The organism is Pedobacter suwonensis, from assembly GCF_900111825.1.
Classification (GTDB): domain Bacteria; phylum Bacteroidota; class Bacteroidia; order Sphingobacteriales; family Sphingobacteriaceae; genus Pedobacter; species Pedobacter suwonensis.
Window position 1 is genome coordinate 119748 of record NZ_FOJM01000019.1, and the last position, 13723, is coordinate 133470.

Here is a 13723-nt window from a genome sequence, read left to right on the forward strand (position 1 = left end):
TAATTTGAAATTTTATGCTACCTCACGGTTAAAGATTTCCTGCTTAATTTTTTCTAGATCGTTGAAACTGTTCTCTCCATTATCAATCAGCTTTTGAATATAATAGAAACCTCCGTTTGCATACTCGTTAATTAGATCAATTGCTTGCTTTGGTTCTTTTAAGATATCTAAACTGCCGGTTTTTGAAATACATAAGCAGATTAATGCCTGGGCAATTTTGTCTCCATTATTGTTTCGCATTGTATTTAAATTGAAAGGTTTGTCTGCTAGGGGCGAAGTTAATTTACGTTTTTCACCGTAAAAGAATCCTATTGTTGCAGCCCAAGCGAAGCACTGCCAGTGATAAGTAAAGACATTAAAGTTACCTCCTTGCTTAGTTGCAAATTTCTCAATAATGTTTTCTTTAATTTTCTGCTCAAATGTAAATTTGATTTCAAATATGTTTTCCATGCAAATTCTATTTTAATTGAATTACTTTAGTTGACACCTCATGTAAATCGGGATTTTTATCACTTTCGCAGTATACATTACTGTCTAATAGGTAAATACGAGATATTTTACTTTGACTAGTTAATTCCTCAAAATTACTATTTTCTATATCAACGTCTTTAGTAATAATGATTGATTGTTTAAATATATCTTTAACACCTAATAAATACTTATGAGTAGTTGGTATATCAAAATTTGAACTAGGTGCGTCACTAATGAAAGGATAATAAGTGTCAAGAGCTTCTTGATTTAAGGACAGCATAGCGTTGATAATGCTCATCTTTTTTCGGTCGTGATGACTAGTATTTAGCCCGCCGTCAAATTCTATCGTATAATCGGCATTAATTTTAACTTCGCCCTTATATCCATTGTCGTGTTCGGTAAACTTTTGATAAAATTCATTTGCTCTGATCTCTATTTTACTTAATAAATCTTTCCTAGCGTTTTCTTGAACTCTTTTAAAGATGTCCTCTAAAAATATAGATATATTTTTCCATTCTGTTTCACTTACTGTTGTTGTGCCTGTCTTCTTCCCAATTCGCTCTAAATCTTTTTCAGCTAATTTTAATTCCGATTTTGCATTCGCCAACGCTTCTTTTGAAGCTTCTAATCTCCGGTGTTCTCTAGCTAAGTTAGATCTTGATGCCTTTATCCGGTTATCAACTAGATCTCCTTGGCCTACTTGCTCAATTGGATTTACTCCATGTTTCTTTTTTATCTCTTCAAGCTGTTCATCTAGCGTAGACTGCTTTTTTAATAGCATTCGATATTGAGCCTGAAGTTGCTCCATTTTTTCGTCGGACTCCATAAATTGTTTATCTATGGAGTCTAGAGATATTCGTAATAAATTGGGATAGTCTTGTATTGATCCTACAAATCGTTCAAACTTTTTAGAGAACTCTAAGTTGTTTGAATAATCTTCCATCTCTTTGAGATAAACCTCTTGCTCTTCTATTCTTTTCAGAACCCAATTATAGGCATCTGTTCCTTCCGAAGCGTCAGAACCACAAACAAAACATGTCTTGTTTTTTATAATTTCCTCTAATTTTGATCTTCCAGGATTATCTAAGTACTTTTTTTCTGGAACAGTGTCCTGTACTTCATTATGTTTGTTAATGATATCATCACAAATATTTATTTCGTTAGAGAAACCTCTTAAAATCCAGAGATTAGGTATTTGGATTCGTTGGTAGTCATCTAATTCTGTCAATTTATTCATGACATCTTTAGTGTCGGCTTTGCATTTATTATAATCATTAACCAGTTTAGTAAAATTGGCAAGCCCTTTCATTTTTCCTTCATCTTCCGCAAGGGCCATCTCAATTTTTGTAATATTAAGCTCGATATTAGATTTAGCTTTTTCTTCAGTTTCTACAGTATTTTGATATAATTGTATTTTAGCTAACGTAGCATTTATCTCTTTATTTGTCTTGTTGTTGTCGCCAATTCTAGCTCGCTCTAATTTTTCTATTTTGGCTTTTGCATTTGTAATAATTGCTGAAACTTTTTCATAGTAAGGATAGTAAGAAATATGTTTTACTGCCGCTTTTAAGGTGGCTTTATCCCTAAAGTTTATGAGGCTATCTAAAGACTCACCCTGAAACCAGATGTAGTTTCTAATTTCTTCCGGGAATAAACTTCTTAACACCTGTTCAGCCATCATGTCTGTTCTAACTTGTGTACCTCTGCTCGTCTCATAGGTTACTTTAATAATGCTGTTTCCCACATTCCAAGCTTCTGGCGAAAGCCAGTTTTCACTGTCTAGTCTTTTTGCAGTAACCGATCTTTCTATTTCATAAAGAACTCCCTTTTCATCTTCTAGTTCTAAATGGACGTGCGTACTTACATCTTCATTTACATCTGTTTCGTATAATGCTTTCCTATTTAAGAAATCTTGGCGATTCATCGCAAACTTATTATTGTGAGGAAAACCGTCAGTTGACCTCCATCCTAAATCAGTAATATAAATGTCCCCAAAAAGAACCCAATAAAATGCATTGAACAGTTTTGATTTGCCTTTTCCTCCGTTTCCAATGATTAGATTTAATCCCATAGAAAACTCTATAGATTGGATACCATAATAAGATTGAAAATTTTTAATGGTTATCGTTTTGATATTCATCAGCTACATATATTTTTTATATTGACAATATATTGGCTTATCAAATTATCTGGTTCGCTAGGGTCGGTAGCTAGGCTAGATAGCATTTTTGCAACCTGTTTTGATTTAGCAGTATCGACCGTACGTACTTCTTTTCCATCTTTTAGCGTATCATCAATCTCTTTTTCGATCAATTTGTACATTTCATCTTGTATTGCCATTTGTTATTTGTTAATTATATTGTTCGTTTTCCTTTTCTAGCATTTCAAATAAATCAATACCTAATATCTCGCAATAATCCTTTAGTTCACCGTAGAGTATATCAATTTGGTTGTCGGCTAACACGGCAAAATTTGCAATCCTTTTTACTTCTGCGGTAAATAAGCTTTTTTCAACAGTGCTAATTCCACCATCGATATTTGGAGGTAATACAATTAGGTCCCAAATTTTTGCTTTATCCTTACCTTCACTTTTTCTTAATACTCTACCTCTTCTTTGAACAAACTGGCGGGGATTACCAGTACTTGAGCAAAAGACTGCATGTTCGGTTCTTGGGATATCAACACCTTCGTCTAAACACTTCATTGCTAATAATACATCAATATGTCCATCTGCAAAATTCTTGAGGATTTGCTCTGAATCTTTTATGCCTCCAGTGAATTTATAATACTTATACTTGCGTGCCTTAAACATTTCGGCATATTCGTCTATAATGTGCATATCTTCATTATCAATCTCATACTCTTCATCATCAGCATAGTCAGGCTCGTAGCCTTCAGGCACAAACACAAAAGTGTACTTTAGTTTATGTTCCGATTTAAAGGAGTCTAAAAGTGTAGATATTGCTGTTTTTTTGTTTTCAGCTTTATGAACTATACGTTTTCTTTTTAAGAGAAGCATTTCAGCTTCTTTTTTATATTTACCAGTTTCTGTGTCGATATATTTCCTCAAGTTACTAGTGATATTTTTATACTCGATCATTTCAATTTCTGTTAACTCCACAAAAATTGGATAGTAATCATAATGACAAAGGATTTTATTATCAATAGCCTGCTTCATAGTATATCGAAAAGTATATTGCGGCGGCTTAGAATTGAAAAATTGGTACATTTTTTCTGATCCTCCTTCGTCGTAAATCCTTTCCGGCGTGGCAGATAATCCTATTCGTTGATTGATTTGCTGCGGAATGTTTTTTAAACTTGTGGGAGAACCAATATTGTGTGCCTCATCAGCTATATACATAAAGGAATCAACACCTTTTGTTTTCGTAATAAAAGTTTGTATTTCACTACGATTAAAAGTAGCATAGGTGGTTATAATTATGATGTTCTTTTTTTGTTCGAAAATGCTTCTAGTTGTGTATCTTCTTAAAATGTCTTTCCAGTTTTTTTGTGTATGAGTGGAAACAACATTTTGAAAATTAAAAGCAACAACTTCCTTTTCCCACTGCATTGCTAATGCCTGGGTAGGTACGGCGATTATAACTTTATAAAAACCATTTTTCTGATATTCCTTTAAAATGCAGTTCAATGCGGTAATCGTTTTTCCAGATCCCGTTGCCATTGCAAAAATTCCCTTTCGGTCATTTTCAATCCACGCTTTATAGGCTTTTTTTTGAATTTCTCGTTCTTCTGGATAAGGAAACCTAGGCTCGTTCGCTATTTTTTCTAATTCCAATTCTAAAACACTTACATAGGCCTCTAGTTCCTTGCTTTTAAAGATCTGGTTCTTTTTGCGTATCAAATCAGACTCTTCTACCAACAGCTCTTTCAAATCATCTCCATTAAATTCGTTTTTTATAGCAATGGTAATTTGATGAATATCTAAATATTCTAAATGATTTGCCTTACCTTCAAAAATCTGATCAAAATAGGCTTGGTCCTCGACAATTTTATGCTTTGATGCTTCACTATCGCTAGCTAAAAAACAGTTTAAGCTTTCCGCATTTTCCAGCAAGCCAAATGCGGTAAAGTTGCACGATGCATGAAATGATACGCTATCATTGTCATCTCTGAAAATACCGTCTTTATAATGTGCAATACCTTTAGATTTTGGTTTAACAATCTTAATTTCAATTCGATCGTTAGCAATTAAATAAGCTAAACATTTAAAAAAATGTTTGCCATATTCATCTAATCCAGATCTAATACTACTTATATCTTCTAGGTCAAATGGAATTTGAACGTCTTTATTCTTACCTGCTATTACGGCCGCCTTATCTTCTTCAGAAAGGATGTGGTTAGCTACAATACGCATTTTGCCACCCTTATAAATAAACTGGGCAAAGCCTAGGGATAATACATTAATAGCAGCAGAACTAAAATAACCCAATAGCAAATCAAACTCCTTGGCATTGCTAAGGCAGTCTAAATAGAATTTTAAAGGCTCATGTTCTGAACCTGTTCTATAACTTTTGCTTTTTGGGAATTGAATGTTGTTAAGCATTTATGATTGAATACCTTCAGATGATATCAATAATTTCTTAATCTTATTAAACCCAGAACCAGAATTATATCCTGAAAAAGGACCTCCGTTAATCCAATCCTCAGATTTTAACTGGCTTGAATTAATTTTCTTTCTAATTTCAGAAATTGAATTCTCTTTAAAGCCTTTAGAGGCAATTGTTTCAGCAAAAAAGGAATTGATTGAATTTGTTCCTATTCCTTTTTGGATATAGTATTTACTAGAATAAAATGTGTTAATTACTTCGCCGAACTCATTTTGAGATATCTCTTTTGTAAAAGCGGCATTCCATTTTTTATAAATGATGTCAGACCATAAAATGTCTAAAAAGTCTCCTAAAAATACCGAAGCTTTGTCACAAAAATCTATAATTTTCTTTTTATCAGTTGTGTTTGGCGCAGGGTTTTCTTTTAAGTATGATTCGACTATTTTTGAAATAGATTCGCTAAACATAGTAACACCGATTATTCCAAAATTGAAATCTGTTTGGATATTAAATTTTATGGCATTTGACCAAACACCTTCTTTTTTCTCTTTCAATTTATGCGCTGTCTTAATTGAAATATGGTTATTAAGATTGCTGATCTTTTCTTCTAAAATTTCGTAGTTATGTTTAGCAAGCTGAGCTAAATCGGTGTTAATGCGTTTTGATTTTGAATTTATATCCCTAAATATTTCCAATTCAATAGATCTTCTATTTTCATTAGAAATTACAATTGTTACTGGCAAACTGAAATCTTTAACTTCATCCTGTTTTTCGATAGCTTTTTTAATCCCTTCGATTCTGTGCTGACCATCTACAATTCTAAAGATGCACGCGTTTTCATCTATATTTAATGATATACCTTTTTCGTCTTCAATCAGATTTTTCTCAATATCTTTTTTATCTACACCTAGAATGATTGAAGTAGGAAGTATGAAATCTTTAGCGTTATCAAGGATATAGTTTTTAATTTTATTATAGTGGACCTTATTAGCCTCACGTTGATAACCTTCAGGATCTTGATTATAGGTTAAAACTTTAGAAATCTTGATCAATATCTCAGCTGGTAAAACAGTAGTGATAAATTTCTGATTGTTTTGTATATATGTTAAAACTTTTACATTCATAATTAACCTTCTGAATTGATTTTATTGATTATTTCTAAGAAGTGCTGAAAATCTCTAATCCAATCTTTTTTATGAGGGGAATCAGCTAATTCTTTGGTTGCCTTTTGTAATTGTAATATCTTTTTTGAAAGATCAAATTCTAAATCGTCAAGTACACTGTTTAAATAAGTTTGTATGTCTCCTGAATATTGTTGAATAAAAAATAAATTTGTGAGTAATGTTCTAGCATTCGGATCATCTTCAAACGTATTTGTTAAATGCTCTTTTATGCTAATGAATTTTTTTAGCTTTTTAACGTTGATAAATAAATCAGGATCAGATATAAATTTACTATTCGTGGCTAAAAGATTTTCAAATTCTTGAAGTTCCATTACATCTGATATTAAATAATCAATATAATAAGAGTAAAATCTTTTGAAGCTGTCATTATAGTTTTCTTGCTTTAGCTTGAATTTATTATCCTCAGTTCTCAATATATTATAAAAAATTCCCTCTGTAATTATCAGCTTGTGACTCTTACTTTTTGCATCGGCAAAATATTTTAAGTCTGGATCTGTTATTTCATATTTGAGATGTTCAAAGCTTAATTCGCTATTATCAATTCCCTTACTTTTAATAATTTTATTTTTTAAAAAATAAAGAGCTTTGGTGTATTCTTTTAGGTCTACAGAAGCACCGAATACTGTTTTTAGCTTTTCCGATAATTCTTTTGACATTTTAATCTGAAAAGCGTTGTATGGATTGTTAGCTTCAAATTTTTTATCAGATTCTCTTAAATCAAATAATAAATCTTCAATTTTTTCTAATAAGTGTCCAATGTTATTCATTGTAGCTTGCACCGTATCCTTGATGGGTGTGCTTGTATGATCTTTATAGAAAATTGTATGGTCCATTTCCCCCCAAGCTTCATCTATTTTACTTTTAATTTGTAATTCAAAGCATATATGGTCTTGGTACGTGCCTTTTATCCTGTAGATTTCAAGTCCGTTTTTCATTTCCTGAGGCTGCTCATCTATGTCATGTAATTGTATTTCATTTTCCTCTAAGAATGAAATATTATCTAGTAATAATTTATAGACGTTATCGCAGTCCTTTTTTAATTCTGTTACTACACGAATACCAATAATATCATCTAGTTTTTTTAGGTCATTTATAATAGGAACTCTTGCCCTTTTTAAGTCAGTGACTGTTCTACCATGTTTATGAGTTATGACCAATCCAATGTCTTTTCTAATGAGCTTTTCTGAAAAACTATCTTCTTCTTTTACTCTACTTTTTAAATCATAGTAGTTAATATCATTTACGGCGGAATTCGTTCTTAAATTGTATTTTTTAGAATGGGTATTTATTAATTCCTTAAGCAAATTTGCTATCTCTTCTTTAGGTACCTCTAAAGACTTCTTTACCGATGATTTATAAACTTTAGTTATGAATTCAAATAAATCCCTGTTATTATTTGCGTTACTCATTGAGCATCAATTTTATTATATTTAATTATCTAACCGATCTACATGGAAAACTTAAGAAAAGGCCTTTCGAGCATACTGTCTCTAATCATCCCAAAAGAAAACGGCAAATACTACAGTTGGGGCGAAATTGCTATAGGAGCAATAATGTTATCTTTCCTGGTTTTTGCAATCTCATTACTCCCTAATTAATTTCTCTTAAAGCAAATGTTAATCTCTGCTCAATGAAACCCTATATTCCTTAGCCGTCTTCGTGCTATTTACTTTTCTTAAATTCTTCTACTTTACTATTACTCCAATCACTAGGATGCAATAAGTCTCTAATATCAACTCGCAAGAATTCAGCGATCTTATTTAGAGTTCCAAGTGGTGGCTGCTGTTTATTATTAACCCATCTAGAGACTGTTGACTTTTTAACTTCCAAGAATTTAACCAAGTCTTTATTCCCTGCTTTTTTTTCTTTTAAAACCTCACCAATTCGATTGATCATAAATTATTTAAATAAAAAGTTGCTTTTATTAGGCAACTTTTATATATTTGTTATCAGTTATTTATAGCGACAAATAGAGTTAGGGTAAACCTGGCTTTAACGATGTCACTCATGAACGAAAACCGTCAAACTTTCTGCATGAGATGATCGTGAGTTCGCCGTATCTATTGAGTTTTGCTATCTTCGCGATATCTTATATTCAATAGGGCGGACTTCATGTTAGTCTTTTGCAGAACTCAAGCCTCGGCTTGAGCGGTTCTTGACGGTACCACGTTCAAAAGCATTGGAGTTCGCCTTATTGGTTTATCCAATCTGGTTTACTTCTGCTTTTGTTGAGTCCGCATCGTTTTACATAAAACTACCGTTTATGAAAACGAACCAATTAACCGCCATCAGTTATTATCACTTCAAGGAAGTGATAAAAGATTATTCCCTACAACTATTATTAAAGAACGTGATCTGTTCTCCATCGTAATGCCAGTGCCGGAATTACAGGTGTAAAATAGCCCAATAAAAAACAGGGGGTTGGTGTGAGAGCGCGCACTGAGTCCCGGTGGGTTAATTTAGCCTGGTGCCAGCCCTTAATTGCTTTTTAGGCAAGGGTGCATTACTGTGGTTATTCGCATTCCCAAGGTAAGTATCTTTTTCCTCATTTGCAATACGGTGTGTCCGTATCTGCCTGTTTTAGGCGGAGGGGCTGGTTTTTGCCCTTTTTTAAATGAAATAAGGGCGCGCTCTGCTGTTAATGCCTACCCAATCTACCTAATCAAGCATCTGCCATGAGCACCAATAACCGTTACCTGCCGCTTTTTTTCCTTTGCTGGGCCTTTTTGTATAGCCCCTTTGCCTTATGGAGCATTTGGCTGGCAAGTGCTGGCGGGCATCAACAGGTTGTGGCGGAGAAAAGCCAGGTTGAAAAGGTGTCGCAGCATCCACAAGGCGGGAAGCCAGTACCTGATGATTTTACCTGTTTCTGTACTTTTTATGGAAATAAAGCCTGGGGTTTTAATTGTAACCTCAATTTTTTGGTGTCTTATTATTTAACGGAGCAGGAAGGAGTGGGCCATGGAGGTGAGTAGCTGTTATCCTTTCGATCGGCTTTATGCCTTAAAACCGAAAAACCCCGTATAGGTTTTGGCGGTGCAGGGGGGCTTTTTAAAATAGGTTTTTTAATGATGTAACAATAATTCAGTCCCCTGCATTTGCTTTTATGAGCCTGTCTCAAAAGAAGAGATTCAGTAATAGCAAGAGAATTAAAATTGGCGGTGCCGTTATGCCCAATGCTTTGGTATGGAATATTTAGTTGCCGTTCTATCGCATTAAGGTTCCCGTTTTCACGGGAATGACGCCCTTTTAAAATATGATGCTGCCAAAAATCTCCAACATCATTTCTGAGACAGCTTTTTTTCTTGTCAACTTAACCAAAACTTATGAACCCATCTACAATGGCTATCTCAGGGTGCAGGCTATGCCTTCATATTTACCATAGCCTTTTAAAAATATGTACCCTTTTGATGCTGATTTTGGCCCTAACCGCAAATAGGGCTGCAGCACAGGGAGCCAGGCCAGCCAGCGGGGTTGCCGTTGGCGGGGCCGTTCCTGAAGCCATATGGCAGAGCAGCCATTTTGCTTTTTCGGGCGACAAACCCGATGAAGGCAAAAATACATCAGTAACCTTAAACCGCTACCGCGGCAAACTGATCTTGCTCGATTTTTGGGCCACCTATTGTGCGCCCTGCATCGCCGGCTTCCCCAAAATGAAGCTGTTGCAACAAAAATACCGGAACGATCTGCAGATTATTCTGGTGAATAACGAACCGCTAGCCAAAGCAACTGTATTTTTGCAAAAAAGGAAAAGCGAACATAATGAAGCCTTTGTGGCTATTGTGGCCGATACCCTGCTGAACAACACCTTCCCGCACCGCACCATACCCCATTATGTATGGATTGGTAAAGATGGTAAGGTACTGGCCATAACAGGAGAGGAAGAACTGGAAGAAGCGAAACTGTTACAAGCCATGGCGGGCGGGGGCAGTAGCTTTGTTAATAAAAAGAATATCGATCCGGGTTTGCCTTTATTCAGCTCGGGCGATTTCCCTACCGATGGTTTGCAAAAGTACAGCCTGTTAACCCAAGGGCGGGTTTCTGGCCTGGCCAGCGGTACCCAGTTCAGGAAAGCGAAATCAGGTCTGTTGGTAGGCCGCGCCTTTACCAATACCAGTTTTTTTAGCCTGTACAGTACTATTGGCAGGGTGCTGCAACGCGCAGCAGGTGAGCGCTTTTCCGATCAACAGCTGCGGTACCTTGGAGCCGATTCGGCGGGTTTTTTACGAGACAGCTACAATTATGAATTTGTAGTACCGGAACGGCTTGCTGCCAAACTCTACCCCATGATGCTGGCCGACCTGAATACCTATTCGCCATATCAAGCCACCTTTAAAACCGAAAAAACCGATTGCCTGGTGCTGGAGCGTACCGGTGGTGGCAGAATTTTAGGTCAGGCCGCTGGCCACAAAGGGGCTTTGAACTTAAAAAATGTAACTGCCGAAGCACTTGTAGATCATTTAGAAAACCTGGCCTGGAACAGGCTGCCCGTGATCAACAAAACGGGGATCAGCCAACGCCTGTCCATCAGCCTCCCGTTAACGGGCAACCTGCAGGAGGTAAACGCCGGGCTTTTACCATATGGCCTGCGCCTGCGGCCAGCAAAGCAAAAAATAACCATGATGCTGATCAGCGACCAGCCAAACTAAATTAACCAATTAAAATGAGGAAGATATACATACTGATTATATTGATCGGCTTTTGCCCGTTTATCACCTTTGGGCAGGATACCTTTAGCGGCAAAATTTTGAGTGCCGCCGATAGTACGGCCCTTCCATCGAACATCGAACTGGCAGGGGCCGATGGGCTGGCATTTAAAACCCACACCGATGCAAAGGGGATGTTTTTGCTCAGGCTGCCTGCCGGTACTTACCATTTTGTGGCTACCGCAGTGGGTTTTAAAACTTATGCCCTTACGGTAACCATCCCATTAACCAGGGCATTTGTAGTGAGTTTACAGCCTGCGGATAACCAGCTGAACGAGGTTACGGTAAGTACGGGTTACCAGTTGCTGGATAGAACACGCGCCACCGGATCTTTTGATAAACTGGATAAGGCCAGATTAGACCAGCAGGTGGGCAAAAACATACTCGACAGGTTAGAGGCCATTGGTAACGGGCTCACCTTTGATCGGACTACCTCGTCCACAGGCAAGTTTTCCATCCGGGGTACCAGTACCATCCGTGGCCCGCGCGATCCGCTCATTGTGGTAGATGATTTCCCTTACGCAGGCGACCTGGCCAATATCAATCCTGAAGATGTAGAAAGCATCACCGTTTTAAAAGATGCCGCGGCTGCTTCTATCTGGGGTACCCGTGCCGGGAACGGGGTGATTGTGATCACCACCAAAAAAGGCAAAAAGAATACGCCCCTGGCGGTAAATTTTTCGGGCAGCATCGGTTTGTTACAAAAGCCTAACCTGCGGTATGAGCAGCGCATTTCATCAGCAGATGCGCTTGATGTAGAGCAGTTTTTATTTGGCAAGGGTTATTATGCCAGCCAGATCAATTCTTCACAGAAACCTGCTTTAACGCCTTTTGTAGAGTTGCTGATTTTGAATGCTGCGGGCAAACTGCCCGATGCCGATCTGGCTTTGGCCAAGGCAGGTTTTGCCGCGCATGATGTGTATGATGATTTTGAGCGTTATGTATACAAAACCGGGCTTAACCAGCAATATGCACTCTCGCTATCGGGCGGGAGCGAAAAACATGCCTGGCTCATTTCTTCGGGTTACAACCACAATGTAGATAACCTGGATGGGGCGAATGCGAGGCAGAACCTGAGGCTGAGCAATAATTTTACGCTGCTGCGCAACCTGAATTTAAATACCCTGTTCAGTTATACAGCCGGTAAAGTTACAGCAGGGCGGCCGGGCATTGGCGGCATAACCAGTACCACTTCACTTTACCCCTATGCGGCCTTTGCCGATGCCGATGGAAACCCATTGCCCATTACCAAAAACTACAGGGCTGCTTTTCTGGCTTCGCCAGCGGTGGCGCAACTGTTAGATTGGTCTTATTACCCGCTGCTGGATGATCAGTACACCGATAATGTAACCAGGTTGACCGACCTGATGGCCGGTTTCGACCTCGGTTATAAACTGCCACTGGGCTTTAAAGCATCGCTTAAATACAACATAGAAGAGCAGCGTACCAACCGGGAGGTTTTACAGGGCTTAGGGAGTTATTATACGCGCAACCTGATCAACAGTTTTGCGCAGGTTGGCGCGGGCGGGGCGGTAACTTATCCAATCCCCGTAGGTGCCATTATGGACAGGAACGAGGGGCGGTTACGCTCGGAGCAATACCGGGGCCAGCTTGATTTTAACCGTGTATGGCCTTCGCACAGGCTTGATGCTTTGGTGGGGGTAGAGTGGAGGAAAGCACAATCAACAGGGGTATCGGGCCGGATGTACGGTGTAGATACCGATAAACTCAACACCGGGGCGGTTGATTATACCCGCACTTTCCCCAATTCGGTTACCGGGAGTGCCGCCTATATTCCCGATGGTAACGGTTTGAGCCAAACAGCCAATAATTATTTTTCGCAGTTTGTAAACCTGGCCTATACCTTTAAAGATGCCTACACGCTTTCGGCCAGTGCCAGGGCCGATGCATCTAACCTTTTCGGCGTGGCCACCAACAATAAATGGAAACCTTTATGGAGTGCGGGCCTGGGCTGGGATATGGTGAAGATGCCGTTTTTTAAAGCAGGTTTTGTAGACCAGCTGAAACTAAGGGCTACCCTGGGTTTTAGCGGCAATGCCGATCCATCCATGAGCGGGGTAAATACCATCCGTTACCAGGTCAATTCACCCTATACCCAAACGCCTTATGCCATTTTTGATAAGTATGCCAACCCCGAGCTGCGCTGGGAAACGGTAAGGATGCTGAATGTGGGGCTTGATTTTAGTATGTTCAAAGCCAGGCTCTCGGGCAGTGTAGAGTATTATCAAAAACATGCTTCAGATCTATTCGGCATTTACCCCATCGATTATACCACCGGGGTAGGCACCACCGTACTGCGCAACGTTGCCGAAATTAAAGGCAAGGGTTTAGACCTGCAGTTGAACGGCCTGATTTTGCAGGGCAGCTTTACCTGGGGCAGCACGCTCAACCTTTCGGTGTATAAAGATAAAGTAGGCAAATATTACCTGCCCTCGGTACAGGGCAGCAACTTTTTGCAGGCCAATGCTACCGTATCGGGGGTAGAGGGTTTGCCGGTATACTCCATTTTCTCCTACCGCTGGGCGGGCCTTGATGGGGCCAAGGGCGAACCGATGGGCTTTTTAAACGGCCAGCCCAGCAAGGCCTACAGCAGTATCATCAGTGGTACCAAACTTACCGATCTGGTATTTCACGGCCCGGCGCTGCCCCGTTATTTCGGCAACATGGTAAACGATTTTGGATGTAAAGGTTTTACCCTTTCGGTAGCGCTCAGCTTTAAGTTCGGTTATTATTTCAGGCGCAAGGGGATTGATTATACCAATCTTTTTGCCAA

Annotated in this window: 11 protein-coding genes; 4 read left to right on the forward strand and 7 right to left on the reverse strand. The window is 38.4% G+C overall.

The window, feature by feature from the left end:
- Positions 1–12: 12 nt before the first annotated feature.
- Genes BM107_RS21580 through BM107_RS21605 form a run of 6 tightly spaced genes read right to left on the reverse strand, consistent with a single transcriptional unit; the run spans position 13 to position 7632 of the window.
- Complete coding sequence (locus BM107_RS21580) at positions 13–450, reverse strand: hypothetical protein (RefSeq protein ID WP_090987191.1); 438 nt, start codon at positions 448–450, stop codon at positions 13–15.
- A 7-nt stretch (positions 451–457) separates the two neighbouring features.
- Positions 458–2611 carry an AAA family ATPase gene (locus BM107_RS21585; protein ID WP_090987193.1) on the reverse strand — a complete coding sequence of 718 codons (2154 nt, stop codon included), beginning with the start codon at positions 2609–2611 and terminating at the stop codon, positions 458–460.
- Positions 2611–2811: a hypothetical protein gene (locus tag BM107_RS21590; protein WP_090987195.1), complete on the reverse strand. Its 201-nt coding sequence runs from the start codon at positions 2809–2811 to the stop codon at positions 2611–2613. Before BM107_RS21590 ends, BM107_RS21585 begins: the two co-directional genes overlap by 1 nt.
- Positions 2812–2821: 10 nt before the next feature.
- Entirely contained in the window at positions 2822–5035 is a 2214-nt protein-coding gene (locus tag BM107_RS21595; RefSeq protein ID WP_090987197.1) for a DEAD/DEAH box helicase family protein, read from the reverse strand.
- Positions 5036–6163 carry a DGQHR domain-containing protein gene (locus tag BM107_RS21600; protein ID WP_090987199.1) on the reverse strand — a complete coding sequence of 376 codons (1128 nt, stop codon included), beginning with the start codon at positions 6161–6163 and terminating at the stop codon, positions 5036–5038.
- Positions 6164–6165: 2 nt separating this feature from the next.
- On the reverse strand, positions 6166–7632 hold the full coding sequence (locus BM107_RS21605) for a RelA/SpoT domain-containing protein (RefSeq protein ID WP_090987201.1): 1467 nt from the start codon (positions 7630–7632) through the stop codon (positions 6166–6168).
- A gap of 42 nt (positions 7633–7674) precedes the next feature.
- Between BM107_RS21605 and BM107_RS24805 the strand changes: the two genes are divergently transcribed.
- Positions 7675–7821, forward strand: coding sequence for a hypothetical protein (locus tag BM107_RS24805; RefSeq protein ID WP_159435296.1), 147 nt, complete (start codon positions 7675–7677; stop codon positions 7819–7821).
- Positions 7822–7885: 64 nt separating this feature from the next.
- On the opposite strand, the gene BM107_RS21610 is transcribed toward BM107_RS24805, so the two are convergent.
- Complete coding sequence (locus BM107_RS21610) at positions 7886–8119, reverse strand: helix-turn-helix domain-containing protein (RefSeq protein WP_090987203.1); 234 nt, start codon at positions 8117–8119, stop codon at positions 7886–7888.
- Positions 8120–8898: 779 nt separating this feature from the next.
- Here BM107_RS21610 and BM107_RS21615 point away from each other — a divergent pair.
- The 3 genes from BM107_RS21615 to BM107_RS21625 all read left to right on the forward strand — a co-directional run.
- Positions 8899–9198 (forward strand): hypothetical protein, encoded by a 300-nt coding sequence (locus BM107_RS21615; protein ID WP_090987205.1) that lies wholly within the window; start codon positions 8899–8901, stop codon positions 9196–9198.
- A gap of 351 nt (positions 9199–9549) precedes the next feature.
- On the forward strand, positions 9550–10872 hold the full coding sequence (locus BM107_RS21620; RefSeq protein WP_090987207.1) for a TlpA family protein disulfide reductase: 1323 nt from the start codon (positions 9550–9552) through the stop codon (positions 10870–10872).
- Positions 10873–10886: 14 nt separating this feature from the next.
- On the forward strand, positions 10887–13723 hold a 2837-nt coding region (locus tag BM107_RS21625; protein ID WP_090987209.1), incomplete at its 3' end, for a SusC/RagA family TonB-linked outer membrane protein.

Bases quoted from the DNA above. Each gene is read 5' to 3' on its own strand.
- BM107_RS21580 (WP_090987191.1), bottom strand. From the start codon at position 450: ATGGAAAACATATTTGAAATCAAATTTACATTTGAGCAGAAAATTAAA.
- BM107_RS21585 (WP_090987193.1), bottom strand. From the start codon at position 2,611: ATGAATATCAAAACGATAACCATTAAAAATTTTCAATCTTATTATGGT.
- BM107_RS21590 (WP_090987195.1), bottom strand. From the start codon at position 2,811: ATGGCAATACAAGATGAAATGTACAAATTGATCGAAAAAGAGATTGAT.
- BM107_RS21595 (WP_090987197.1), bottom strand. From the start codon at position 5,035: ATGCTTAACAACATTCAATTCCCAAAAAGCAAAAGTTATAGAACAGGT.
- BM107_RS21600 (WP_090987199.1), bottom strand. From the start codon at position 6,163: ATGAATGTAAAAGTTTTAACATATATACAAAACAATCAGAAATTTATC.
- BM107_RS21605 (WP_090987201.1), bottom strand. From the start codon at position 7,632: ATGAGTAACGCAAATAATAACAGGGATTTATTTGAATTCATAACTAAA.
- BM107_RS24805 (WP_159435296.1), top strand. From the start codon at position 7,675: ATGGAAAACTTAAGAAAAGGCCTTTCGAGCATACTGTCTCTAATCATC.
- BM107_RS21610 (WP_090987203.1), bottom strand. From the start codon at position 8,119: ATGATCAATCGAATTGGTGAGGTTTTAAAAGAAAAAAAAGCAGGGAAT.
- BM107_RS21615 (WP_090987205.1), top strand. From the start codon at position 8,899: ATGAGCACCAATAACCGTTACCTGCCGCTTTTTTTCCTTTGCTGGGCC.
- BM107_RS21620 (WP_090987207.1), top strand. From the start codon at position 9,550: ATGAACCCATCTACAATGGCTATCTCAGGGTGCAGGCTATGCCTTCAT.